At 59.2% G+C, this 24,633-nt stretch carries 22 protein-coding genes; 15 read left to right on the top strand and 7 right to left on the bottom strand.

Translation table 11 applies throughout. The features are described from left to right. Position 1: 1 nt before the first annotated feature. Positions 2-550, bottom strand: a complete 549-nt coding sequence (locus KUV22_RS12625) for a copper chaperone PCu(A)C (RefSeq protein WP_222231593.1) — start codon at positions 548-550, stop codon at positions 2-4. 62 nt (positions 551-612) lie between these two features. Beyond that, positions 613-1,323, bottom strand: a complete 711-nt coding sequence (locus tag KUV22_RS12620; RefSeq protein ID WP_222231591.1) for an N-acetylglucosaminyltransferase — start codon at positions 1,321-1,323, stop codon at positions 613-615. Between the two features lie 205 nt (positions 1,324-1,528). Here KUV22_RS12620 and KUV22_RS12615 point away from each other — a divergent pair, with 205 nt between their 5' ends. The 11 genes from KUV22_RS12615 to coq7 all read left to right on the top strand — a co-directional run bounded on the left by KUV22_RS12615 (position 1,529) and on the right by coq7 (position 14,305). Further along, complete coding sequence (locus tag KUV22_RS12615) at positions 1,529-3,409, top strand: protein-disulfide reductase DsbD family protein (protein ID WP_222231589.1); 1,881 nt, start codon at positions 1,529-1,531, stop codon at positions 3,407-3,409. Positions 3,410-3,756: 347 nt separating this feature from the next. After that, positions 3,757-4,194 carry a type II 3-dehydroquinate dehydratase gene (gene aroQ, locus KUV22_RS12610; RefSeq protein ID WP_222231587.1) on the top strand — a complete coding sequence of 146 codons (438 nt, stop codon included), beginning with the start codon at positions 3,757-3,759 and terminating at the stop codon, positions 4,192-4,194. Positions 4,195-4,260: 66 nt separating this feature from the next. Beyond that, entirely contained in the window at positions 4,261-4,728 is a 468-nt protein-coding gene (accB, locus tag KUV22_RS12605; RefSeq protein WP_222231585.1) for an acetyl-CoA carboxylase biotin carboxyl carrier protein, read from the top strand. Positions 4,729-4,744: 16 nt separating this feature from the next. After that, positions 4,745-6,088, top strand: coding sequence for an acetyl-CoA carboxylase biotin carboxylase subunit (gene accC / locus KUV22_RS12600; RefSeq protein WP_222231583.1), 1,344 nt, complete (start codon positions 4,745-4,747; stop codon positions 6,086-6,088). A gap of 407 nt (positions 6,089-6,495) precedes the next feature. After that, entirely contained in the window at positions 6,496-7,380 is an 885-nt protein-coding gene (gene prmA / locus KUV22_RS12595) for a 50S ribosomal protein L11 methyltransferase (RefSeq protein WP_222231581.1), read from the top strand. Positions 7,381-7,479: 99 nt separating this feature from the next. Continuing rightward, a complete protein-coding gene (locus KUV22_RS12590) occupies positions 7,480-8,778 on the top strand; it encodes a DUF3426 domain-containing protein (protein WP_222231703.1) in 1,299 nt (432 codons plus the stop codon). A 206-nt stretch (positions 8,779-8,984) separates the two neighbouring features. Then, positions 8,985-9,995 (top strand): tRNA dihydrouridine synthase DusB, encoded by a 1,011-nt coding sequence (dusB, locus tag KUV22_RS12585; RefSeq protein WP_261319479.1) that lies wholly within the window; start codon positions 8,985-8,987, stop codon positions 9,993-9,995. Continuing rightward, positions 9,992-10,291: a DNA-binding transcriptional regulator Fis gene (gene fis / locus KUV22_RS12580; protein WP_010132306.1), complete on the top strand. Its 300-nt coding sequence runs from the start codon at positions 9,992-9,994 to the stop codon at positions 10,289-10,291. Before dusB ends, fis begins: the two co-directional genes overlap by 4 nt. 140 nt (positions 10,292-10,431) lie before the next feature. Further along, positions 10,432-12,021 carry a bifunctional phosphoribosylaminoimidazolecarboxamide formyltransferase/IMP cyclohydrolase gene (gene purH / locus KUV22_RS12575; protein WP_222231577.1) on the top strand — a complete coding sequence of 530 codons (1,590 nt, stop codon included), beginning with the start codon at positions 10,432-10,434 and terminating at the stop codon, positions 12,019-12,021. Between the two features lie 288 nt (positions 12,022-12,309). After that, complete coding sequence (gene purD / locus KUV22_RS12570) at positions 12,310-13,605, top strand: phosphoribosylamine--glycine ligase (RefSeq protein WP_222231575.1); 1,296 nt, start codon at positions 12,310-12,312, stop codon at positions 13,603-13,605. Between the two features lie 52 nt (positions 13,606-13,657). Beyond that, on the top strand, positions 13,658-14,305 hold the full coding sequence (gene coq7 / locus KUV22_RS12565) for a 2-polyprenyl-3-methyl-6-methoxy-1,4-benzoquinone monooxygenase (RefSeq protein ID WP_222231573.1): 648 nt from the start codon (positions 13,658-13,660) through the stop codon (positions 14,303-14,305). A gap of 165 nt (positions 14,306-14,470) precedes the next feature. Here the strand turns inward: coq7 and KUV22_RS12560 are convergent, their stop codons facing one another. Further along, the gene (locus KUV22_RS12560; RefSeq protein ID WP_222231571.1) at positions 14,471-15,133 is read right to left on the bottom strand and encodes a fumarylacetoacetate hydrolase family protein; all 663 of its coding nucleotides are present in this window, start codon (positions 15,131-15,133) and stop codon (positions 14,471-14,473) included. 155 nt (positions 15,134-15,288) lie between these two features. Between KUV22_RS12560 and serA the strand changes: the two genes are divergently transcribed. Further along, positions 15,289-16,521 (top strand): phosphoglycerate dehydrogenase, encoded by a 1,233-nt coding sequence (gene serA / locus KUV22_RS12555; protein ID WP_222231570.1) that lies wholly within the window; start codon positions 15,289-15,291, stop codon positions 16,519-16,521. 210 nt (positions 16,522-16,731) lie between these two features. Next, positions 16,732-17,640 (top strand): EamA family transporter RarD, encoded by a 909-nt coding sequence (rarD, locus tag KUV22_RS12550; protein WP_222231568.1) that lies wholly within the window; start codon positions 16,732-16,734, stop codon positions 17,638-17,640. Positions 17,641-17,677: 37 nt separating this feature from the next. Here the strand turns inward: rarD and KUV22_RS12545 are convergent, their stop codons facing one another. From KUV22_RS12545 to KUV22_RS12535, 3 genes are all read right to left on the bottom strand, one after another. Next, positions 17,678-18,655 (bottom strand): alpha/beta hydrolase, encoded by a 978-nt coding sequence (locus KUV22_RS12545; protein WP_222231566.1) that lies wholly within the window; start codon positions 18,653-18,655, stop codon positions 17,678-17,680. Positions 18,656-18,742: 87 nt separating this feature from the next. Next, positions 18,743-19,807, bottom strand: a complete 1,065-nt coding sequence (fba, locus tag KUV22_RS12540; RefSeq protein ID WP_077407216.1) for a class II fructose-bisphosphate aldolase — start codon at positions 19,805-19,807, stop codon at positions 18,743-18,745. A gap of 281 nt (positions 19,808-20,088) precedes the next feature. Continuing rightward, positions 20,089-21,252 carry a phosphoglycerate kinase gene (locus tag KUV22_RS12535; protein ID WP_222231564.1) on the bottom strand — a complete coding sequence of 388 codons (1,164 nt, stop codon included), beginning with the start codon at positions 21,250-21,252 and terminating at the stop codon, positions 20,089-20,091. A 350-nt stretch (positions 21,253-21,602) separates the two neighbouring features. On the opposite strand from KUV22_RS12535, the gene KUV22_RS12530 reads away from it, so the two are divergent. Further along, on the top strand, positions 21,603-22,382 hold the full coding sequence (locus KUV22_RS12530) for an alpha/beta hydrolase family protein (protein WP_222231562.1): 780 nt from the start codon (positions 21,603-21,605) through the stop codon (positions 22,380-22,382). A gap of 18 nt (positions 22,383-22,400) precedes the next feature. Further along, positions 22,401-22,586 (top strand): CPXCG motif-containing cysteine-rich protein, encoded by a 186-nt coding sequence (locus KUV22_RS12525; RefSeq protein WP_222231560.1) that lies wholly within the window; start codon positions 22,401-22,403, stop codon positions 22,584-22,586. A gap of 103 nt (positions 22,587-22,689) precedes the next feature. Here KUV22_RS12525 and KUV22_RS12520 read toward each other — a convergent pair whose 3' ends face one another. Next, positions 22,690-24,357 (bottom strand): FAD-dependent oxidoreductase, encoded by a 1,668-nt coding sequence (locus KUV22_RS12520; protein ID WP_222231558.1) that lies wholly within the window; start codon positions 24,355-24,357, stop codon positions 22,690-22,692. Positions 24,358-24,633: the final 276 nt, after the last annotated feature.

Here is a 24,633-nt window from a genome sequence, read left to right as displayed (position 1 = left end):
GTTAACCATGCCCATGGTGACCGTGATGGTGATGATGACCTTCCTGCTCCACCTCAATGCTCATTCCCGCTGGCAATGCATCATTAAGCCCCAATACCGGCAGCGAGAGTTGGTAGCTACTGCCGTCGGCAAATACGAGTTTCACCGGCAGCTGCGCCCCAGCTTGCAAACGCACGCCATGGACCATCAGATGCGTGGCACCGGGGCGCATCTCTATGGAAGCCTGCGCCGGCAAGGCTAGCTTCTCCAGAGCGCGCATCTTGCTTATGCCGCCCTCATGCAGGGTGGTGTGCAGCTCCACACGACCCTCTGGATGGGCGGGTAACTCGATGCGCTCAAGCACATATTCACTCGCGGACAGATTTTGCAGTGCCAGGTAGGCGGCCCCCATTGGCGCACCCGGAGGCATTTCGCGGGCGTAGCCGACAGCGCTGAGTTGCTCAACAGTCCGCTGGCCGCTCGACTCGCTTGCGTGTATCGCGCCAGCAGCAAACAAAGACACCAGAACAATGCCCCGCAACAGGCCAGTCACTGCGTGATTTTTTTTCATTATCGACTCCCCCAATAGATGTAGGTTGCGAAACGCCCACCGCGCACTCTGATACCTGCGGTTTAACGACTCTTTTGTAACAGTAAACGCGGTGGATTGCCGAGTTTTATGTCACCCCGAACCCGGTATCCCGGCACCGCCTGGCGCAGCTGGCTGTAGATCCAGCGCCCCTCCGCATCGTCGCGCGCAACAATAATCACCCGCAACTGATGCTGCTGGATGCGCTGGGCGGTCGTCGCCAGCATCTGTACCATCCCCTCGGAGCGCGCCGATAGCTCGGCCGGCGGCAGTGCCACGGTCTGCGCACCAGGACCATCCAATGTCACATCCTGCCGGGCACGCTGCTGCTCCCGCTGCAATTGCGCGCGCACTTCGGCCGACAAGGGGTTGCCCGGCGCAATTTCGTCCGCCGTATTCAGCAGGCTATTCACCTGCCCGAAGGATCGCCGGCGCAATGCATCCCGCGCCCGGTCCACCTGATGCATCACCAGGGTCTGGATGCCCGCCTGGGCCTGCGCATTACCTGGATCCAGCTGCAGTACCTGCAGGTAAAAATCGTAGGCACTGGCACCGGCCGGCATGGTGATAAATCCCTCGCGCTGTGCCACTTCCGCACGCGTCAGAAAGTGGCGAATGGTGCGCTGGCGCACCTCTTCCGGGCTGGGGCCCGTGGGTGCCGGTGGCACGACCACTTGCGGTGCCGGAGGCGGCGGCGTCGCACACCCTGCCAGCAGCACAACCGCACCGGTTGCGAAAACAGTGACCGCCTTCAACTTTCTGATACCCACCTCCCTGGAGCAGTCACCCTCCGGGGCAACTGTTGTTTTTTTGTACCGACACCACCGTTATACTGCCAGCGCAATTGTGCACAGGTTGCGGCAAACGCCAGAATCCAACCTGAGCCCGCCCCTGCAACCGGGGAACGACGGCTTGCAATAACAGTCCAATCTGGCCCGACTATAAAGAATTTTATTACCGATGACTGCGAACACTTCCGGCATGCGAGAAATTTATCCGCACAACCCGTCGAACAGGCAGCGCTCGCCACTCAGCCAGCTGGGGGCCACGATAGCTCTGCTGGCGGCATTGCTGTGCAGCGTACTGCTGAGCGCTCCGGCAAGCGCACAACAGCAGAATCCGTTCGCCGCGCTCAGCAGTGGTCAGGACGACTTTCTGCCGGTGGACGAAGCCTACCAGCTCGACGTCCTAATAAATGACACGGACACCGCCGCCCTGTTCCAAATCGCCCCGGAATATTACCTGTACCGAGACAAGCTATCGGTCTACCTGCTGAACGGCGAAGACAAAACCGAACTGCCGCTCACACTGGAAAGCGGCGAGGTGATCTGGGACGACTATTTCGAAAAAGAAACCGAAGTGTATCGCTGGCAGCTGGAGGTCCCACTGACGCTGCCCGCGGGAACCAGCCAGGCCCGCCTGCAGGTGAACTATCAGGGCTGCGCGGATGCCGGCCTGTGCTATCCACCGCAAACACGTAATTTTGACCTGGATCTGGTGCAAAAAACCGCTACCCCCGCCGAAGGCAGTGGTGGTCTGGGCTCCGGCCCCGGTGGCGCGCCAAGCGGCGGCTCTGCGCCACTCGCCGGCAGCGCCAGCAGCACGCTTTTCTCCAACCTGTTACTGGCGATGGCGCTGGCTTTTGGTGGTGGCATGCTGCTGAACCTGATGCCCTGCGTCTTCCCGGTACTGTCTATTAAGGCGCTGACCATCACCAATAGTGGTGACCGCCAACAGCTGCATGGCTGGGCTTACACCGCGGGCGTGGTCGCAACCTTCCTGCTGATTGCCGCTCTGATGCTGGCCCTGCGCACCGCCGGTGAGGCCGTCGGCTGGGGCTTCCAGCTGCAGTCGCCGGTAGTGGTAGCGGCGCTGGCCTACCTGTTTTTCGCCATGGGCCTCAGCCTGTCCGGACTGACCGAGTTCGGCGGCCGCCTGATGGGTCTCGGCGCCAACAGTGAAAGCAAAGGTCTCAGTGGCTCCTTCTCCACCGGCGCTCTGGCTACCGTAGTGGCCAGCCCGTGCACCGCGCCCATGATGGGGTCGGCGCTAGGCTTTGCCGTGACCCAACCCGCGCCAGTGGCACTGGCGGTATTCGCCGCCCTCGGCTTCGGCATGGCGGCGCCCTTCCTGCTGCTTACCTATATCCCCGCACTGGCCCAACGCCTGCCGCGCCCCGGCCCCTGGATGGAAACGCTCAAGCAACTGCTGGCCTTCCCCATGTATCTGACCGCAGTGTGGCTGTTATGGGTACTGGGCCGCCAGAGCGGCAGTGACGGGGTTGCCCTGGTTCTGGCCGGTGCGGTTGCCATCGCCTTCGCCCTGTGGCTGTGGCCACGCCCGGCTACCACTGGCAAAACCTGGCTGCGGACCAGCACCGCAATGATCGCGGTTGCCGGCGCTATTTGGGTACTGCCTAACCTGGACAGCAATGCTGGCCAGCCGTCTCAGGCGAACAAAAGCGATTACTGGCAGACCTACTCTCCGGAAGCCCTTGCCGCTGCGCGCAGTGAAGGCCGCCCGGTGCTGATCAACATGACCGCGGCCTGGTGCATTACCTGCCTGGCCAATGAAAAGGTCGTACTGTCCAGCGACCGCATTACCGCGGCGGTAGAGGATCTCGGCATTACTGCCCTGAAAGGAGACTGGACCAACCAGGACCCGCAAATCACGGAGTTGCTCGCACGCTATGGTCGCTCCAGCGTGCCGCTGTACCTGCTATTTCCGGAGGGCGGCGGTGAACCACAGATTCTGCCGCAAATCCTGACCCGCGACGGTTTGCTCACGGCCATGCACAGCGCGGTGAGCGAAGAGCGCCTCGCAGAATCCACCACCCGATAACTCCCCACTGCCGGTGGCGACGCCACCGGCAACCTCGCCGTCATTTTCCTCGCTATAACCGCTGCCACAGAACTGAACCCCGCTTTCCGGCCAAAATGCCATTGTGGCCATTCACGCTGGCGAAAACGCCACCCTTTCATAAAAAACTACGGCAATTAGGTAGCTAACTTCGGCGAACTGCGCGCAACGTCTCTTTTTCGCCATTTGAGGCATGGACAGGGGGTCACTTTTGCGGCAAACTCCAAGCGAAATTTGCCAAACACCCCTTGTGACGCGGTTTTTCCGGGAACTTCCATGACTTTTTCCCGATTTTAGTCACAACTTTGCGCGCTTTACCGAGGCACAGAATGGCTAAACTGCTTTTGCTACACGGCCCCAATCTGAACCTGCTGGGCACCCGCGAGCCAGAGATCTACGGCTCCACGACCCTTTCCCAGATAAATGAAGCTGCCAGCGCGCAGTGTGCGGCGGCCGGCTGTGCGTTCGACAGCCTGCAAAGCAACCATGAAGGAGTGCTGGTGGAGCGTATCCACCAGGCGTTTGCCGACAAGGTCGACTTCATCGTGATCAATCCCGCAGCCTTTACCCACACCAGTGTGGCGCTGCGCGATGCCCTGGCCGGTGTAGCCATTCCGTTTATCGAGGTACACCTGTCAAACCCCCACGCCCGCGAGACATTCCGCCACCACTCCTATCTGTCCGATTTGGCGAAGGGCGTGATTTGTGGGTTCGGCGCCGATAGCTACACCCTTGCCGTGGGAGCTGCGCTCAAACAACTGGGCTAATCAAGATTTTCATTCCCCGTCTGCGCGTCGGGGAACCGGTATACACAAGATCAAGAGTGAACTGTTATGGATATCCGCAAAATCAAGAAACTGATCGAACTGCTCGAAGAGTCCGACATCGGCGAGCTGGAGATTAAAGAAGGTGAAGAGTCTGTGCGCATCAGCCGTGGCCCCAGTGGCGCTGCGATTCAGATGCCGCAAATGGCCATGCCGATGGCCGCTGCACCGCAAGCGCCGGCCGCGCCTGCCCCGGCTGCAGCACCAGCCGCGCCAGCAGAAGAAGCTGTTCCCGCACTGACTGGCCACCCGGTTAAGTCGCCAATGGTTGGCACCTTCTATGCAGCCTCCAGCCCAGGCGCCGATGCGTTCGTGAAGGTTGGCCAGCAGGTAAAAGTCGGCGACGTCATCTGCATCGTTGAAGCCATGAAAATGATGAACCAGATCGAAGCAGACAAGGCGGGCACCATCGAGGCAATCCTGGTAGAGGACGGCCAACCGGTAGAGTTCGACCAGCCGCTCGTCGTCATTTCCTGAGCGGGGGCGTTTACGCATGTTTGAAAAAATTTTGATTGCCAACCGCGGCGAGATTGCCCTGCGGGTGCTGCGCGCCTGTAAAGAAATGGGCATCGCCACGGTAGCGGTACACTCGCAGGTCGATCGCGACCTCATGCACGTGCGCCTGGCAGATGAAGCCGTATGCATCGGCCCCAACCCATCCCCCCAGAGCTACCTGAATATCCCCGCGATCATCGCGGCGATGGAAATCACCGATTCGGTGGCGGTGCACCCGGGTTACGGCTTCCTCGCAGAGAATGCGGATTTCGCTGAGCAGGTACAGAAAAGCGGCTTTACCTTTATTGGACCGGATGCGGACGTAATTCGCCTGATGGGTGACAAGGTTTCCGCAATCGCCGCCATGAAGAAAGCTGGCGTGCCCACGGTACCCGGTTCTGACGGCCCGCTGCCGGACGACGGTGAACGCTGCCTGGAAATCGCACGCAAGATCGGTTTCCCGGTCATCATCAAGGCGGCTGCCGGTGGTGGTGGCCGCGGTATGCGCGTGGTGCACAGCGAAGGCGCACTGGTAAATTCCATTGCGGTAACCAAGTCCGAAGCCGCTGCCGCGTTTGGCGACAGCACCGTCTACATGGAAAAATTCCTGCAGAATCCGCGTCACGTGGAGATTCAGGTAATGTCCGACGGACAGGGCAGCGCCGTACATTTTGGTGATCGCGACTGCTCACTGCAGCGTCGCCACCAGAAGGTTCTGGAAGAGGCACCAGCGCCCGGCATTCCGGATGCGGTACGCAAGGAAGTGCAGGATTCCTGTATTCAGGCGTGTATCGATATCGGCTACCGCGGTGCCGGCACTTTCGAGTTCCTATACGAAGACGAGCGTTTCTACTTCATCGAGATGAACACCCGTATTCAGGTTGAGCATCCGGTATCGGAAATGGTCACTGGCGTTGACCTGATTAAAGAGCAGATCCGCGTATGTGCGGGTGAGAAGCTCTCCTTTAAACAGGAAGACATCAAGATCACTGGCCACTCGTTCGAATGTCGTATTAACGCGGAAGACCCGAAGACCTTCTTCCCGAGCCCGGGCAAAGTGGAAAACTTCCACGCACCCGGTGGTTTGGGTGTACGTGTGGACTCCCACCTGTACGCGGGCTACTCGGTACCGCCCAACTACGATTCCATGATCGCCAAGATCATCACCCACGCGGAAGACCGTGAAACCGCACTGGCGCGGATGCGTGTCGCCCTCAGCGAAACCATCATCACCGGTATCAAAACCAACATTCCTTTGCAGGAAGACCTGGTTCGGGATGCGGAATTTGCCAAGGGTGGGGTGAACATTCACTATCTAGAGAAGAAGCTGGGGCTCGAATAAGCCCTGTGACTTCTCCGCCCGCCCCGAAGGTATTTCACTCTGAAGTACCTCCGGGGCGGGAAAGCACCGGGGATCGGTTTTCAAAACCGCTATGAACCCATCCCTGGGCGCTGCGGCGGCGACGTCCTGTCGCCGACGCTTTTGAAAACCGCCCCCCGGCGCTTCCCCTTCAGTCTTTCCCCTCCTACCCTGAAAGCACCACCGCTCTATTGCCACGTTCTAGTAGAATGCGCTGAATTTTGAAGAGAAGGCTTCGCTGCCGGTATGGCCCTGCGAGACCTTCTAAAACAGGGACGTTTTAGAAGAGCCCCCATGGATGGGTTCACGGCGTGTCTCGCAGGGCCATACCGGCAGCGGATCCGCCACGGAAGCACTTAACAACGACCCACATTACCGGACCAAACTACATGCCCTGGCTCCAGCTACGAGTAAACACCAACCGCGAACAGGCCGAGAAGATTGAAAACGCCTTGCTGTTCGCCGGCGCCGTCTCCGTCACCCTGCAAGACAATGCCGACCAGCCCATCCTCGAACCCGGCCTCGGCGAGACGCCCCTGTGGGACGAAACCCTCGTCACCGGCCTATTCGATGCCGAGGTCGACACCGGAGTGACTGAAGCCAAAGCCGCCTCTTTCTTGTGTGAACTCCTCCCCAACGCCCGCTGGGAACAGCTTGAGGACAAAGACTGGGAACGGGAGTGGATGAGTAACTACAAACCCATCCAGTGCGCCGATAACCTGTGGATCTGCCCCAGCTGGTGCGAGCCGCCCGCGCCGGAGGCAGTCAATATCATCCTCGATCCGGGTCTGGCTTTCGGTACCGGTACCCACCCGACTACCTTCCTATGCCTGCAGTGGCTGGCGGGTGAACCGGTGCAGGGCAAGACTGCCATCGACTTCGGTTGTGGCTCCGGCATCCTCGGCATCGCCGCCATCTTGTTGGGTGCCGAGAGTGCCCTGGGTACGGATATCGACCCGCAGGCTCTGATTGCCAGCCGCGACAATGCGGTACGCAACGGCCTCGAACCGGGGCGGTTCCCGGTCTACCTGCCGGAGAAGACGCCGGCAGATGCCAGCGCGGACATTATGCTCGCCAACATCCTTGCCGGCCCGCTGGTTGAGCTGGCGCCGCAGCTGGTCGAGCGCACCAAGGTCGGCGGCCGTATCTGCCTGTCCGGGATTCTGGCGAGCCAGTCAGAGAAAGTGAAAGCGGCCTACAGCCAGTGGATCGACTTTGACGCAGATGGCGAAAAGGAAGAGTGGGTACGCCTGAGCGGAACCAGAGTCAGATAAATCATTGGGTGCACTACGCCGCAACCGAGGCTCCTCGGGCTACGCGGCGGGCCCCACGACTGATAAACTTCCACGCCAAAGCAATAATCGTCGAAATCCATGTCGCAATTGGTTACCCGCTGCCCCCACTGCAGCACCTCGTTTCACGTCAGCGAACCTCAGCTGCGCGCCGCCCGTGGTGCCGTGCGCTGTGGCTCGTGCCTGCAAGTATTCCGCGCTGACGAAAATATCGTATTCAACGAGGACGATCCGCAGCCGGCCAACAAAAAGGCCATTGAAGAACTGCTGGAAGACGACGACTTCCTGATTCACGACGATATCGACCTGGATGGCGATGCCCAGGCTGCGAAAGAAGACCTACCGAAATCCGCCAAAGCTGCGCCGAAACAGCCGGCACAAGCCCCCACCGCGGACAAAAAGAGCGACGACAGCCCACTGATCGACGACGCCTTTGGTGAGCAGCAGTGGCAGGAGCTCGGCAGCGAAGAAGACGATGACCGACAGGGCGACCTGCTGGACCTGAACAGTGACCTGGACCGGATTGGCGATACCTCCGACAACCCCTGGGCGGAAGAAATGGCCCGGGAAGAGTCCAGCAATACCCGCCATGGCAGTGCCACGCAGTCGGCCGACGACCTGTTCGCCGAGCAGTTCGAAGCGACAGATGGTACCGGCACACCCAACCATGACGAATTGCTGGCCTCACCGACAGAAGACTACGCGCAGACAGATGAATTCGCTCTCCACCCGGACGACCAACCGGGTAGCCTGCCGGACGCGCAGCTGGACCCATCCGAACTCAATGCGCGTCACCTGGATTCCGGCCAGCTGGAATCGGCGCCACTTCTGCCCAAGGACCAACTGATCTCGTCCATCGGCGCGGCGCCGATCGAGATGTCCTGGCAACCCAAGCGGCACCACATTATCCCCACCTGGCTGTGGGCCCTCGGCAGCCTGCTACTGATGCTGGGACTGGCAGCGCAAACCGCCTACTTTGGTTTCGACACCCTCAGCAAGCGTGAGCCCTGGCGCAACCTCTACGCCCAGGTCTGCCCGTACATCGGTTGCACCTTGCCGCCGCAGGTGGACATCAATGCCATTCACACCGCCAACCTGGTGGTGCGCAGCCACCCCACGATCCCCGGCGCCCTCGCTGTGGAGGCGGTTCTGCTCAATCGCGCACCGTTTGACCAGCCTTTCCCCAGCCTGCAACTGCGCTTCACCGACCTGAAGAACAGCCCAGTGGCCAGCCGCCACTTCAGTCCGCGGGATTACCTGCGCGGCGAACTGTCCGGCCGGCGCCTGATGCCCGCCGGCAACCCGGTGCATATCGCGCTGGATATCGTCGACCCGGGTGCGGACGCGGTGAATTACGAACTGCGTATCGCCCCGAACTGAGTCCGCGGCGAACATGGCGGCGCCGAAGCGGAAGGCGCAAAAATGCGCGCTGTGGCGCATATTGCTACAAACTGTTGCACAAAGTTCGTCCCAAACGGCCAGCCATCGACCAATTTGAGCGCTTTTTCGCTTTTCCAGTGGGCAGGCAGCCGCTATCATAGGCGGCTCTTTGACACCTGATGAGACCAAACCCGCGGGAGGGTGCGTTGCCCACGGAACTGCCAAGCAGCTTCGCCATAGGCCCCTATAACATCGGAGCGCCAGTTATCCTGGCGCCCATGGCCGGCGTTACCGATCGCCCCTTCCGCAAATTGTGCCGTGAGCTCGGCGCTGGTTTGGTCGTATCCGAGATGGTCACCTCTGACACCAGTCTGTGGAACAGCCGCAAGTCACGTATGCGCCTGAACCACGCCGGCGAGGCGGGGCCGATTTCGGTACAGATTGCCGGTGGTGACCCAGAGATGATGGCCGATGCCGCGCGTGCAAATGTTGAGCGCGGCGCCCAGATCATCGACATCAATATGGGCTGCCCGGCAAAGAAGGTGTGCAAAAAAGCAGCGGGTTCTGCCCTGCTGCGCGATGAGAAACTGGTCGCCGATATCCTGCAGGCAGTGGTTTCCTCGGTTCCGGTTCCAGTGACGCTGAAAATTCGCACTGGCTGGTGCCCGGATTCCCGCAACGGGGTAACGGTGGCCAAGATGGCCGAAGATTTCGGGATTTCTGCACTGGCAGTTCACGGACGCACCCGCGCCTGTGGCTACCATGGTCAGGCCGAATTCGATACCATTGCCGAGATTGTGTCGGCGGTGAAGATACCTGTCTTCGCCAATGGCGACATAACTGGCGCGGAGAAGGCCCGCAAGGTGTTGGACTACACCGGCGCCAAAGCGGTCATGATTGGCCGTGCGGCTCAGGGACGTCCATGGATATTCCGGGAGATTGCTCACTACCTCGCAACGGGGGAGCACCTGCCGGAGCCCTCACTGGATGAAGTCAGGGATATATTAATCACTCACTTGAGTGAACTGCACCGTTTCTACGGTGAGGTTATGGGGGTACGTATCGCCCGTAAACATGTGGGTTGGTACGTAAAGACTCTCGCGGACAACGAAGAGTTTCGTAAAGCCTTTAACCGAATAGATAGCGCAGAAGCACAACATGCCAGCGTTCGTGAGTGGTTTGAACGCCGAATAACTAGAGGGGCAAAAGCGGCATGACTAACGAAGCATTAATTCCGGATACCAGCGATGTGGTGTCCACTGGGGGCCAGACTCAACTACAGCAGCCGCAAGCTTTGCGCGATGCGGTTGAGCACGCGATGGAAAACTACTTCCGCCACCTGGACGGACAGATGGTAACCGACGTGTACGATATGGTGCTGTCTGAGATTGAAGCGCCTATGCTGGAAGTGGTGATGAAGCACACCCGCCACAACCAGACCCGCGCAGCGCAGCTGCTGGGCCTCAACCGGGGCACCCTGCGCAAGAAGCTTAAGCGCTACGGCCTGCTGTAAGGCAGCCAACCGCTCCAGGCAGCCAAAGCCGGAGCGGCAAAAATTCGACGAGGGGGGATGAGCTGAGCTCATCCCCCCTCGCTATTTGTATTTCCAACGTTTTTAACCTGCTCTTTACACATCTGAATGGACGATGCGATATGACTGACAAGGTGGCCGTTCGCCGCGCGCTGATCAGCGTTTCCGATAAAACCGGCATTGTGGAGTTCGCCCGTGAACTCTCCGCCATGGGCGTAGAGATCCTCTCTACCGGTGGCACCTACCGCCAGCTGGGCGAAGCCGGCATCCCGGTTGTGGAAGTTTCCGATTACACTGGCTTCCCGGAAATGATGGACGGTCGCGTTAAGACCCTGCATCCGAAAGTACACGGCGGCATCCTGGGCCGTCGCGGCAAAGACGACGCGGTAATGGACGAGCACGGCATCAAGCCCATCGATATGGTTGTGGTGAACCTGTATCCGTTCAAAGCCACTGTCGCGGACCCCAACTGCGACCTGCCCACCGCCATCGAAAACATCGACATCGGCGGCCCCACCATGGTCCGCTCCGCGGCCAAAAACCACAAAGATGTGGCCATCGTGGTCAACGCCCACAGCTACGATACCGTGATCGAAGAGATGAAAGCCAACGAAGGCGCGCTCGGTTACGAAACCCGCTACGACCTGATGGTGCAGGCGTTCGAACACACCGCCCAGTACGACGGCATGATCGCCAACCACTTCGGCGCGCGTAACACCAACAACGAAGCCCGCGAATTCCCGAACACCTTCAACACCCAGTTCGAGAAAGCCCAGGACATGCGCTATGGCGAGAACCCGCACCAGAAAGCGGCCTTCTACGTAGAAGCAGACGCAACCGAAGCTTCCGTATCCACCGCCAGCCAGCTGCAGGGCAAGGAACTGTCCTTCAACAACGTCGCCGACACCGACGCCGCACTGGAAACCGTCAAGCTGTTCGACGAGCCGGCCTGCGTGATCGTCAAGCACGCCAACCCCTGTGGTGTTGCCGTTGCTGCGGACATCAAGACCGCCTACGAACTGGCCTTCGCCACCGACCCGGAATCCGCATTCGGCGGCATCATCGCCTTCAACCGCGAACTGGACGCTGAAACCGCCCAGCTGATCGTCGACAAGCAGTTCTCCGAAGTTATCATCGCCCCCAAAGTCAGCGCCGAAGCCGCCCAGGCCGTATCCGCCAAGAAGAACGTTCGCCTGCTGGAATGTGGCGAGTGGCCCACTCTTTCTGAACAGCAGGAGCGCCCCGCAACCTACGACTACAAGCGCGTAACCGGTGGCCTGCTGGTCCAGGAAAAAGACAACGGCATGGTTGCCAAGGAAGACCTCAAGGTGGTCACCAAGGTACAACCGTCCGAAGAGCAGCTGGACGAACTGCTGTTCGCGTGGAAAGTGGCCAAGATGGTTAAATCCAACGCCATCATCTACGCCAAAGACGGGCGCACCATCGGTGTTGGCGCCGGCCAGATGAGCCGCGTGAACTCCGCGCGCATCGCCGCAATCAAGGCCGAGCATGCGGGCCTCGAAGTAAAAGGCGCGGTTATGGCATCTGACGCCTTCTTCCCCTTCCGCGACGGCATCGACAACGCCGCCAAGGTAGGCATCAGCGCCGTCATCCAGCCCGGCGGCTCCATGCGCGACGAAGAAGTGATCTCTGCAGCCGACGAGCACGGCATGGCGATGGTATTTACCGGAATGCGTCACTTCCGTCACTGATAACGTCACACAAACGACGACTGTTGTAATGACTCTGCAGTAAACAACCTGCAGAGTCAGACGCGAAGGGGCTGTAGCTGGCGGCCTTTCGCGAGACCGTCTGCGGCCTGGATGGCCGCAGCCGAGCCCCCAGGGATGGGTTTACGGCGTGTCTCGCGAAAGGCCGCCAGCCATAGCCCCGCCACGGACTGGCCAGGTACTTTTCCCCTGAAGCCAGTAGAGCAGCAGTTGACCTCATCTGAATGCTAAACTAGCCCACCTAAAACACAGGCACGGGGAAACTCAAGAATGAACATCCTGGTAATCGGCTCTGGTGGCCGCGAACACGCACTGGCCTGGAAGGCCGCCCAAAACCCCGCCGTAGACACCGTCTTCGTCGCGCCGGGTAACGCCGGCACCGCCCACGAATCCAAAGTCCAGAACGTCAACATCGGCGTCGACAACTTCTCCGCCCTCTCCGACCTGGTGGAAGAAAAAGGCATCGACCTCACCATCGTCGGCCCCGAAGCCCCGCTGGTAGACGGCATCGTCGACTTCTTTAACAGCCGCGGCCACAACATCTTCGGCCCGGAAAAAGCTGCCGCACAGCTGGAAGGCTCCAAAGCCTTCACCAAAGAATTCCTCGAGCGCCACGCCATCCCCACCGCCGCCTACCAGAACTTCACCGAAATCGAGCCCGCCATCGAGTACATCCGTGAGCAGGGCGCCCCCATCGTGGTTAAAGCCGACGGCCTCGCCGCGGGTAAAGGCGTGATCGTTGCCGAAACCGTAGAACAAGCCGAGCTGGCCGTGCGCGACATGCTCTCTGGCAACGCCTTCGGCGACGCCGGCTGCCGCGTAGTGATCGAAGAATTCCTCACCGGCGAAGAAGCCAGCTTCATCGTGATGGTGGACGGAGAAAATATCCTGCCGATGGCCACCAGCCAGGATCACAAACGTGTTGGCGACGGCGACACCGGGCCGAACACCGGCGGCATGGGTGCCTACTCCCCGGCACCGGTAGTGACCCAGGACGTGTACCAGCGCATCATGGACGAAGTCATCGAGCCCACCGTGAAAGGCCTCTCCTCCGAAGGCATGCCCTACACCGGTTTCCTGTACGCGGGCCTGATGATCAACGCAGAGGGCACCCCCAAGGTCATCGAATACAACTGCCGCTTCGGCGACCCGGAAACCCAGCCGATCATGATGCGCCTTAAGTCCGATCTGGTTGACCTGTGTATGGCCGCAGTGGAAAAGCGCCTGGATCAGGTCACCGCAGAGTGGGATTCCCGCCCGGCACTGGGCGTCGTACTGGCTGCCAATGGCTACCCGGGCAGCTACCGCAAGGGTGATGCAATTTCCGGCCTGGACAAGGCGGATAGCGAAAACGCCAAAGTCTTCCAGGCAGGCACTGCGCTCGACGGCGAACGCGTGGTAACCAGCGGCGGCCGCGTGCTCTGCGCCACCGCCCTGGGTGACACTGTTGCCGACGCGCAGAAGAATGCCTACGAGTGCGCCAGCAAGATCTACTGGGAAGGCGTCTTCTACCGCAAGGACATCGGTTACCGCGCAATCGAGCGCGAGCAACCGACCGAGGCCTAATAACCCTCGCGAAACGAAGTGGTAAAGCTACGAAGCTAAAGAGGAACGCACCTTGAGCAGTCACCGCCAATTGACCGGACTCGACCGCCTGCTGCTGCAGGCGGACCGCGCCCTGCGCACCCTGAGCCCCGGCTCCCCCTGTCACGAGCGCCCGTCACCCGCGAAAGCAGTGGATGAAGCGGAGCTTTCCGACAGTGAGCGCCGCCATGCGGCGGGGCTGATGCGAGTCAATCACAGCGGTGAAGTTTGCGCCCAGGCCCTGTATCAGGGTCAGGCGCTGACCGCCAAGTTGCCCGAGGTGCGCGCGGAGATGGAGCACGCCGCGGACGAAGAAATCGACCACTTGGCGTGGTGCGAGCAACGCCTGGATGAACTGGGCAGCCGCCCCAGCGTGCTCAATCCACTCTGGTATGGCATGTCCTTCGGTATTGGCGCCGCCGCCGGCAAGATCAGTGACAAGGTCAGCCTCGGCTTCCTCGCCGCCACCGAAGAGCAGGTGTGCAAGCACTTGGAAGGCCATCTGCAGGAACTGCCTGAGCAGGATGAAAAGAGCCGCGCGGTGGTGGAGCAGATGCTCGTGGATGAGGCCAAGCATCAGCATGCAGCGCTGGATGCCGGCGGGGCACGCTTCCCCGGCCCGGTTAAAGGTTTGATGACACTGGTTTCTAAGGCGATGACTTCGGTCAGCTACCGGGTTTAACAAAGCTCAGCTCTCAGATGCGAAGCCTGAGTGCTGGGTATTCGTTTTCGGAAGCGTCGCAAACAGGGATGTTTGCGACGCAGCGTACAGGGACGTATTCACAGCGGTTCCGAAAACGAATACCCAGTGCTCGGGCGCCACACCCCTATCCATCAAGGCTCGAAATCAAACCACCTCAGTCTCGCAGCGGAGCCAGTCCTCTTCGAGTCCCATCGCGATACGATCCCCAACCAATAACTCCCCCACGCCCGCCGGCGTGCCGGTCAGTACCACATCTCCCGGCATCAGGGTGAAGTACTCACTGATATACGCAACCAGATCCAGAATCGGCGTCAGCATATGGTTGGACTTGCCCCGCTGACGGATCTCGCCATTTAGCCACAGGGTGTAAGTCAGGTTGTCCCAATCCGGCAACCAGTCCAGCTTCACAAATGGCGAGAGCGGGCAGGCGCCATCAAACCCCTTGGCCTTTTCCCACGGCTGCCCCTTGCCTTTCAGGTCCGACTGCAACTCCCGCAGCGTGAGGTCCAGAGCCAGCCCCAGCCCGGCAATCGCCCCGGGTACGTCGCCGGGGTTGGCATCGGTCAGGCGTTCGCCAATCAACAGCGCCAGCTCCCCCTCGAAATGGCAGCTACCGCGGCCACGAGGAAGGTGAACCGGCTGCGCCATCGGCACCACCGAGGTCGCCGGCTTGATAAACAGCAGCGGCTCGTCCGGGATCGGGTTACTCAGCTCCTCCGCATGTGCCGCATAGTTGCGCCCAACACACACGACTTTGCCGAGCGGCAGGTTGACGGGGGTATTGCAGGTAAATTCGTGTTGATACATAACCAGATTCGATAGCTAGGATAGATATTGCGTATAAAGCTTTGGAAAGCCCTTGTGGTATGATGCCGCCCTCGCCGGGCCCCCGGTGAGCCCCAACCGATTTTTCTTTAACCCGCCGCGACCGATCATCATCGCGCACGGCCAAGAGACCCGATATGGCTCCGCAGACTTCTCTTCAGAAAGACAAAATCCGCATCCTGTTACTGGAAGGTGTACACCAGTCCGCCGTGGACCTGCTGTCTTCCCGTGGTTACACCAACGTGGAATATATCAAAACCGCGCTGCCGGAAGACCAGCTGATCGAGAAGATTGCCGATGCCCACTTTGTCGGCATTCGTTCGCGTACCCAACTGACCCGTAAAGTGCTCGAGAATGCGCCCAAGCTGATCGCGGTGGGTTGCTTCTGTATCGGCACCAACCAGGTAGACCTGGAAGCCGCTACGGATCTGGGTATTGCGGTATTCAACGCGCCCTATTCCAACACCCGAAGCGTAGCCGAACTGGTGATCGCTGAAGCCATTATGCTGCTGCGCGGTATCCCCGAGAAGAATATCGTGTGCCACCGCGGTGGCTGGAAAAAGTCCGCAGTGGGTTCCTACGAAGCCCGCGGTAAAACCCTCGGTATCATCGGTTACGGCGCCATCGGCTCCCAGACCTCGGTACTGGCCGAAGGCATCGGCATGCGCGTGATCTTCTTCGACGTGGTCACCAAGCTGCCGCTGGGTAACGCCAGCCAGGTCAACACCCTGGACGAACTGCTGGCTCAGGCTGACGTTGTCTCTCTGCACGTGCCGGAACTGCCCTCCACCAAGTGGATGATTGGCGCCGAGCAGATTGCCAAAATGAAGAAGGGGGCCATCCTGCTGAACGCCTCCCGCGGCACCGTGGTAGAAATCGAGCCGCTGGCAGAAGCACTGAAGAGCGGCCATCTTGCTGGCACCGCCATCGACGTATTCCCGGTGGAGCCGCGCGGCAACGACGACGAATTCCAGTCGCCGCTGCGCGGTCTCGACAATGCCCTGCTCACCCCGCACGTCGGCGGCTCTACCGTTGAAGCGCAGGAAAACATCGGCGTGGAAGTGTCCGACAAACTGGCGCTCTACTCCGACAACGGCACCACCACCAGCTCCGTGAACTTCCCGGAAGTTGCCCTGCCCGGCCATGCTGGTGCGCACCGCCTGCTGCACATCCACAAGAATGTGCCCGGCGTACTCGGCGCGATCAACCAGGTGTTTTCTGACAACGGCATCAACATCTCTGCGCAGTTCCTGCAAACCAACGAGACCGTCGGTTATGTGGTAATCGATGTCGACGCGGAATACTCTGATCTGGCGCTGGAAAAGCTGAAGAACATCCCCGGCACTCTGCGTTGCCGCGTGCTGTTCTAAGCACACACGCTCGACACCGCTAACGGGCGCCGCCGGCGTCTGTTACACTCCCCCGAAACCCGGGTGCTACTGTAAATCTACAGTACCCCGGGTTTCTTTATTGTGCCTCCAGTCAGATGGTTTACGGCATCTCCGGGTGATCCCCGGTTGAGCTGTTTCTGTACCCATTGCTGCTACGCAATACCAACCGCGAAGCATAGGTAATACCCGTTGAACAATCACAACTCAGACTCCGCCGCGACCGGCCTGCTCGCCGGTATTGGTGCCTATTTTATCTGGGGCGTCGCGCCGCTGTACTTCAAGTTGCTGGACGACCTGTCGGCAATGGAGATCCTCAGCCATCGCAGCATCTGGTCGCTGGTACTGGCGCTGGTCATGCTGGCAGTGCTGGGCAAGCTTGCGGGATTGCGCGAAGTTCTGCGCACACGCAAAACAGTGATTGCACTGCTGATCACTACCGCCCTGATCACCTGTAACTGGCTGATTTTTATCTGGGCGATCAATAGCGACCACATTCTGGATGCCAGCCTCGGCTATTACATCAACCCAATTTTCAGCGTATTGCTCGGTGTAGTGGCGATGGGGGAGCGGCTGCGCCCACTGCAGTGGTTTGCGGTGTTCCTCGCCGCGGTAGGGATTTCCTATGAAATCTGGAGCTACGGGCGCCTGCCACTGGTGGCCCTCGGTGTGGCACTGACTTTCGGCCTCTACGGCCTGGTGCGCAAAAAGACACCGGTGGACAGCCTCACCGGGCTAACCGTGGAAACCCTGTTCATGCTGCCGCTGGCGCTCGGCTTTCTGTTCTGGAGCAGCAGCCCCACCAGCAACCTGCTCAACAACAGCTGGCAAATGAATGCACTGCTGATGGCCGCTGGCCCCGTCACCCTCACCCCACTGCTGCTGTTTAACATTGCGGCGCGGCGTTTGAACCTTTCCACCCTGGGCTTCCTGCAATACATCGGGCCGACCCTGATGTTTATCTTCGCCATCGTAATCTACAAGGAGCCGATGGATAGCACCAAGCTAATCACCTTTGCCTTTGTGTGGGTGGCACTGATCTTCTATTCCGCAGACGCACTCATGCAGCGGCGGCGACACCGTCGCCGCCAACAGGCATAAGTTTAAAAAAGGATTGTGAGAAGAGCGCCCGAAACAGCTAGTCCGCCAGCCACTGCTCGAGCGCTTCGATGATCTGATGCCGATAGGGCTGGGTTTCGTTGATCATCTGATGGCGCGCGCCGCGCACGATAACGCGCTTACTATTGGGGAAACGGTCTGCGATCGCGCCCATGTTGTAGCGCCAGTCCACGGTTTTATCATCGGTGCCCTGCACCACCAGAATGGGCTTGGGATTGCGGTTGGTTTTCGGGAACACCTTTAACCAGTCCACCATGGCCCCCAGCCAACGAATCGACATAACCGGCGATTGTAACGGGTCGCGCAGGGCCTGACGGCGGGCAAACTCCGCATCGTGGGTATTGATGTTAAACCCGCGGCTGGGGTGCGGCATCAGAAAACGCCCGAGGTAATACACCCACTTGCGCAGGTGCCAATTGGCCGGGCGCACCAGCGGTGCCAGCAGCATGATCTTGTCGAACGGCTGCCACAAACTGAACTGCAGATAACTCAGCAAGGTCGCGCCACCGGTACTCTGCCCCATGCCGTGCCAGGGTTCCGGCATTTTATTTCTGGCTTTGCTCAGCAGGGCTTCCAACACTTCGCGGTACTGCAGAAAGGTATCGATGGCCACAGGCTCACCACTCGATAGTCCGTGCCCGGGAAAATCCACAATTACCACGTTGTAGCCACGCTCCAGGCCAAAGCGTATGGCCGAACCGTAAATACCGGTGTGGTCAAAGTAACCGTGACAGATAAATAAAGTGCCCTTGGGGTTATCGACAAACCAGTACTGGGCAACCAGTTCAAAACCGGCGGACTTGAAGGTGCCGATACCGGTGGCACAGGCCTCAGAAAATTGGAGTCGATAAAAATTGCGGTAGGAAATCACCGCTTCCGGCAGGGGCTCGCTACAGGAAAAATCCAACAGCGGCAGTTGGCTGCGCAACGCAGAATAGTCCGGGCGGCGAATCACCGGACTGGTATCAACGGCATTGAGATCTTTCAGCAGTTCCATGACCCCATGGTACTGCATTTTTCAACAAAAAAGAGCGACCCCAATTCCATATAGTTTGGGATCGCCCTTTCAACTAACCGCTATTGATCAATTGATCTTGGGTACCAGCTCGCCTTTTTCGTAGCGCTGGGACATGGCATCCAGGCTAATCGGCTTGATCTTGCTGGCGTTACCGGCGGTGTTAAACGCTTCGTAACGGGCAACGCAAATATCTTTCATGGCCTGGGTAGTAGCCTTCAGGAATTTACGCGGGTCGAACTCGGATGGGTTTTGCGCGAGGAAACGACGTACCGCACCGGTGCTGGCAAGGCGCAGGTCGGTATCGATATTCACCTTGCGCACACCGTACTTGATGCCCTCGCAAATCTGCTCGACCGGAACACCGTAGGTTTCCGGAATCTCACCACCAAACTCGTTGATAACCGCCAGCCACTCCTGCGGCACAGAGGAAGAACCGTGCATCACCAGGTGGGTATCCGGGATACGCGCGTGAATTTCCTTGATACGATCAATCGCGAGGATGTCACCGGTGGGTGGGCGGGTGAATTTATACGCACCGTGGCTGGTACCACAGGCGATTGCCAGCGCGTCTACCTGCGTCTTCTTCACGAAATCTGCCGCTTCTTCCGGATCGGTCAGCAGCTGGTCGTGGGACAGTTTGCCCTCGGCACCTACGCCATCTTCTTCACCCGCCATACCGGTTTCCAGAGAACCCAGACAGCCGAGCTCGCCTTCCACAGACACACCACAGGCGTGGGCCATTTCCACCGCGCGCTGGGTAACATCCACGTTGTATTCGTAAGATGCCGGGGTCTTGCCGTCATCCATCAGCGAGCCGTCCATCATTACCGAGCTGAAGCCCAGCTGGATCGAACGCTGGCATACTGCCGGGCTGGTGCCGTGGTCCTGGTGCATCACCACCGGGATGTGCGGAAACTCTTCCACCGCCGCCAGAATCAGGTGGCGTAGGAATGGGGCACCGGCATATTTACGCGCACCGGCGGAAGCCTGCACGATCACCGGGGAGTCGGTCTGTTCGGCCGCCTCCATAATGGCGCGCATCTGCTCCAGGTTATTGACGTTGAACGCAGGCACGCCGTAGCCGAACTCGGCAGCGTGGTCCAACAATTGACGCAAGCTGATTAAAGCCATGAAAAAACCCTTTCTCGTCGATATTTAGCAGTTTTGGGTTAGCGAGCCATTTTTGACGCGCTGGGGCGTGCGATTCCTGAAGCAAAGCTCCGGTCGCATCTATTTTTAATTTGGTGTCAGCCCCGACATTCCGCCGGGTGCTTTAAATCTGCATCGGGCAACCGAGTCATCCTGTTGCCCTGAAAACTTCTTGCAAGATGCGCTCCGCAAACACGGGGCGCATTTATTTTCCTCCGCAGCACGGGTCTAATCGGCGCGCTGCTTTATTCCGCTGCGCGGCTCTATTCAGCGGCGCGGCTTTCCAACATCGCGACCGCCGGCAGCACCTTGCCTTCCACGTATTCAAGGAAAGCACCACCCCCAGTTGAAATATAGGAGACCTGCTCGGCGATGCCGTACTTGTCGACCGCCGCCAGGGTGTCACCACCGCCGGCAATGGAGAAGGCGTCGCTCTCGGCAATCGCCTTGGACAGACGCTCGGTACCACCACCAAACTGGTCAAATTCAAACACGCCCACCGGGCCGTTCCAGATAATGGTCTTGGCGTTTTTGAGGATGTCACCCAGTGCCGCGGAAGAGTCCGGACCGATATCGAAAATCATGTCATCTTCGGTCACCGCGTCGGCGGGCTTGGTTTCCGCCGCCGCAGACTCGCTGAATTCCTTGCCAGTAACCACATCGGTGGGCACAGGGATATCGCACTTCTGCATCAGAGCCTTCGCGGTATCCACCAGATCGTGCTCGCACAGGGATTTGCCCACCGGCTTGCCGCTCGCCGCCAGGAAGGTGTTGGCAATGCCGCCGCCCACAATCAGCTGGTCAACCTTGTCAGACAGGCTTTCCAGCACGGTCAGCTTGGTGGACACCTTGGAACCACCAACGATCGCCACCATTGGGCGCGCCGGGTTAGCCAGCGCCTGCTCCAGAGCGTCCAGCTCTGCGGCGAGCAGCGGGCCCGCGCAGGCGACGGGGGCAAACTTGGCCACACCGTGTGTAGAAGCCTGGGCGCGGTGCGCGGTACCAAAGGCATCCATCACAAAGATGTCGCACAGAGACGCGTACTGCTTGGCCAGCGCCTCATCGTCTTTCTTCTCGCCCTGGTTAAAGCGCACGTTTTCCAGCAGCGCTACTTCACCGTCCGCGAGTTCCACGCCACCCTGCCAGTCTTTGACCACCGGCACGTCTTTACCCAGCAGCTTGCCCAGGTGTTGCGCCACCGGCGCCAGGGAAAACTCCTCCGCGAACTCACCTTCCGTGGGGCGCCCCAGGTGGGACATCAGCAGAACCTTAGCGCCTGCGTCTACAGCGGCTTTGATGGTGGGCAGTGCCGCGCGAATGCGCGCGTCCGAGGTAACTACCCCGTCTTTTACCGGCACGTTCAGGTCTTCGCGAATCAATACGCGTTTGCCTGCCAGATCCAGGTCCTTCATCAATTTAACCGCCATAGCCAATCCTCTTTTGCTGGTTGCTGAATACTTACTCACGCTACCTGCCCCGGCGGGGCGGGAAAGCGGGCGCGGATTATACGCTGATGCGCCACCGGCGGTCACCGTGCGGCGAAGTCTGCGCGACGGGGGGCTTGGGCAGGCGCGAGTATATCAACCCGTTTTGTAAATGAATTACGACATACCGTGTATAAGTCACTGACACCGTTGTCATTTTTACAAGAATGCAAAAAAATGGGTTGAGCCGTGCCCGCGCCGTTTGCCGCGATTTGCTCAGCCCCATACCATTGCCCGCGAACCCGTGCTTTGCTTGTTGTTCCCGTTACTTCCCCCTGTTCACCGGACCCCATATGTCGCGCAGTAAACGTCGCCACAAGGTGCGCTTCCCCAACCCCAACGGGTTGCCCCTCGCGGGCATCCTGGAGACGCCACAAGGCACCACGCACGGCTTCGCGCTGTTTGCGCCCTGCTTTACCTGTGGCAAAGACGTACTGGCCGCTTCGCGTATCTGCCGGCGCCTCGCCGATCACGGTATCGCCACCTTGCGCTTGGACTTCACCGGCCTCGGCGACAGCGCCGGTGATTTCAGTGAAACCAACTTCTCCAGCAACGTGGCGGACCTGATTAGCGCTGCGCGCTTTCTGCGCGACGAGTACCAGCCCGCGGACTTGCTGATCGGGCACAGCTTCGGCGGCGCCGCGGTGCTCGCGGCGGCCGAGTTTATCCCCGAAGCCAGGGCCGTCGTTACCATCGCCTCCCCGGCAGACCCACAACATGTATTGAAACAATTTGGCAGCGCCCTTGAGACGATTCAGCAGGAAGGCCAAGCCGAGGTGCAACTTTCCCAACGCCCGTTTGTGATCCGTAAACAGTTTGTGGACGATGTGTTGGGTATAAAGGAAGGGTATATCCACAAGTTGGGGCGCCCGCTACTGATCTATCACTCGCCGATTGATCAGGTGGTGTCCATTGATGAGGCTGCAGATATCTACAATCGCGCATTGCACCCGAAGAGCTTTATCAGTCTGGACGATGCCGACCACCTGCTGAGTGAACGGGCAGATGCCCTCTATGTGGCAGATACTCTAGCGGCCTGGGCCCAGCCGCACCTCAAAGCGCGCTCGGAGTAACAACGCAAGGTGACAAACATGGAAGAATTCACGGATCAGTGCCCCTACTGCGGGGAAATAATTTCCATGCTGATCGATACCAGTGCCGGCGACCAGCACTACATTGAAGATTGCGCAGTGTGCTGTCGGCCGATTCAGGTGCGGGTAACGGTGGAGATGGACGGTAGCTGGCAGGTGCAGCTAAACCATGAAAACGAGGCGTAAGTCACCTGCTCTGGCAAAAACAAATCGTCACAACAAAAAAGGCCGCGAACATCCGTTCGCGGCCTTTTTTGCATCCTGTGAGATGAAATTGCGGGCTGAAGAATTACACCGACTGGTGAATTTCCTTGGCCGCGCGCTCGCCGGTAGATACTGCACCGTCGATATAACCGAAGTATTCCAGCTCGGTGTGCTCACCACAGAAGTGGATATTGCCTTCCACCAGCGGCTGAGCACCCCACCAGGAGGTGTAGCTGCCAAAGGTGGGAGTGGAGTAAGAACCTTTGGACCACGGGTTGGCAGACCACTTGGACTGCATCGCGGTACCGGAGAAGGCCGCCGAGGTACCCGGGAAGACGTTATCCACAATGTTATGGAAGTGGTTAATGTCACTTTGCAGCGGCGCCGCAAACGGCTGGTCGGTGCCGAGGTTTTTACCGTAGTCACCACCGAAGAAGTTCACCAGAATACCGTCTGGCCGGCCGTTTACCGAGGTGGAATCCCAGGTATCGAACAGCTCCGGGCGGCCCACATAGGTAACACCGTTGGCGGTTACCGCCTGGCCGTTTACGTATTGCGTCTGGGTCCAGGGGCGGCTGTTGTGGTGCATAGCTAGCTTGCCGTTGGCACCAAAGGCCATCTGTTCAATCGCCATGCGCTTCTCTGGACGGAAGCTGTTGTACAGAGACGGCTCGATGTCCACGTCACGCAGCAGGGAGAACGGCAGTGCCAGTACCAGCTTGTCACAGTTGTGAACGTAGCCGTCTTCGAAGGTCAGGGTGTAAGGGCCATTGATGTCGCCGTTGATCGCCACCAGCTTGCGGCCGGTTTCGATGCTGCCTTCCGGCAGTTCTTCTGCCATACGGCTCCACAGCTGGTCGTTACCACCGGAGATGCGGAAGCGCTCGTCGGTGCCCGCCAGCGGCGTGGCGCTGTTAATCGGGTTCCACGCCAGTAGATAAATCAGGTTCAGTGCGGTCTGCTCTTCAGGCTGCAGGCCGTACTCGGCCACCAGGTCCGCCTGGAACACCTGACCCATATTGGAATTAGCGCCGATACCTACCTGGTCCATCCAGGTATTGGAGTCGGTGTAATCTAGGGTCTTGTGCAGCTCATTATGTGAGTCGTAGGTTGGCAACCACGGGGCTTCTGGCTGGATTTTCTTGAAAATTTTATAAACTTCACGCCACTCTTCGTTCAGCTGGTGCTCGGAGTACTGCTGACCATTTACATAGTACAGCTCGTTGCCGCCGGGCACTGCGTTGCCGTTTACGTCTTCAACGTCCAGGCCCAGCTCGTTCGCCAGGTTACGCACTGCGTTGTGCTCGGTAGAAATCAGCTCACCACCGCGCTCAACCGGGCCACCGAAAATGGTGCGGTTGGTATTTACCCGGCCACCCAGGCGGGTGTTGCCTTCAAATACGGTGCTGGCAATGCCGTACTGCTGCAGGCGGTGCGCACAGCGAATACCTGCAATACCGCCACCAATAATCGCAACGCTGCCCGGACGGCCGTCACCGTTGCCGCCACCTGGATCCGCTTGCACCGGTTTGGAAACGCCAGCCAGGGAAGAACCCACACCAACTGCCGCGGCACCCATACCCAGTTGCTTGAGGAAGCGACGACGCTCTTCATTGCCGGTCAGCTTGGCGCCTTCGGTAACGATGTCGAGACTTTCGTCTGCGGAGATTCCGGATTTATCGGACAGCGCCTGGGCGACACGCATGCGGCGCATCAACCCCGCGATGGGGGAGAGGGACTTGCGACTTCTCATGATTCTTCCTGTGAGTTTGGCGAAACTGGGACCTAGATCCCAGAAGTTATTTTTTACGCCATTCTACAGAGGCCGCCAGAAAATGGAATATTTATTCGGTTTTTAACAGTTAAGAGAAACTAAGTACTCACAAACCGCTAATACACTGATTTATATAGATTTTTTTAGTTTACCCCCCAAACACAGAACAAATTCCACTTCAGCAAGCGTTTATATTTTCATCAATTTAATCCAATTTTGTCACTCTGGCGTAAGCAACCCACGCACATTTCGCAG

This window comes from Microbulbifer agarilyticus (genome assembly GCF_019800665.1).
GTDB classification, from domain to species: Bacteria; Pseudomonadota; Gammaproteobacteria; order Pseudomonadales; family Cellvibrionaceae; genus Microbulbifer; species Microbulbifer agarilyticus_C.
Note: the sequence above shows the minus strand (reverse complement) of the source record. Positions and strands in the feature narration are given on the sequence as shown.

Bases quoted from the DNA above. Each gene is read 5' to 3' on its own strand.
- KUV22_RS12530 (WP_222231562.1), top strand. From the start codon at position 21,603: ATGTCGCGCAGTAAACGTCGCCACAAGGTGCGCTTCCCCAACCCCAAC.
- purD (WP_222231575.1), top strand. From the start codon at position 12,310: ATGAACATCCTGGTAATCGGCTCTGGTGGCCGCGAACACGCACTGGCC.
- accC (WP_222231583.1), top strand. From the start codon at position 4,745: ATGTTTGAAAAAATTTTGATTGCCAACCGCGGCGAGATTGCCCTGCGG.
- KUV22_RS12545 (WP_222231566.1), bottom strand. From the start codon at position 18,655: ATGGAACTGCTGAAAGATCTCAATGCCGTTGATACCAGTCCGGTGATT.
- fis (WP_010132306.1), top strand. From the start codon at position 9,992: ATGACTAACGAAGCATTAATTCCGGATACCAGCGATGTGGTGTCCACT.
- accB (WP_222231585.1), top strand. From the start codon at position 4,261: ATGGATATCCGCAAAATCAAGAAACTGATCGAACTGCTCGAAGAGTCC.
- KUV22_RS12615 (WP_222231589.1), top strand. From the start codon at position 1,529: ATGACTGCGAACACTTCCGGCATGCGAGAAATTTATCCGCACAACCCG.
- KUV22_RS12590 (WP_222231703.1), top strand. From the start codon at position 7,480: ATGTCGCAATTGGTTACCCGCTGCCCCCACTGCAGCACCTCGTTTCAC.
- purH (WP_222231577.1), top strand. From the start codon at position 10,432: ATGACTGACAAGGTGGCCGTTCGCCGCGCGCTGATCAGCGTTTCCGAT.
- fba (WP_077407216.1), bottom strand. From the start codon at position 19,807: ATGGCTTTAATCAGCTTGCGTCAATTGTTGGACCACGCTGCCGAGTTC.
- prmA (WP_222231581.1), top strand. From the start codon at position 6,496: ATGCCCTGGCTCCAGCTACGAGTAAACACCAACCGCGAACAGGCCGAG.
- KUV22_RS12525 (WP_222231560.1), top strand. From the start codon at position 22,401: ATGGAAGAATTCACGGATCAGTGCCCCTACTGCGGGGAAATAATTTCC.
- KUV22_RS12625 (WP_222231593.1), bottom strand. From the start codon at position 550: ATGAAAAAAAATCACGCAGTGACTGGCCTGTTGCGGGGCATTGTTCTG.
- KUV22_RS12520 (WP_222231558.1), bottom strand. From the start codon at position 24,357: ATGAGAAGTCGCAAGTCCCTCTCCCCCATCGCGGGGTTGATGCGCCGC.
- KUV22_RS12535 (WP_222231564.1), bottom strand. From the start codon at position 21,252: ATGGCGGTTAAATTGATGAAGGACCTGGATCTGGCAGGCAAACGCGTA.
- KUV22_RS12560 (WP_222231571.1), bottom strand. From the start codon at position 15,133: ATGTATCAACACGAATTTACCTGCAATACCCCCGTCAACCTGCCGCTC.
- serA (WP_222231570.1), top strand. From the start codon at position 15,289: ATGGCTCCGCAGACTTCTCTTCAGAAAGACAAAATCCGCATCCTGTTA.
- aroQ (WP_222231587.1), top strand. From the start codon at position 3,757: ATGGCTAAACTGCTTTTGCTACACGGCCCCAATCTGAACCTGCTGGGC.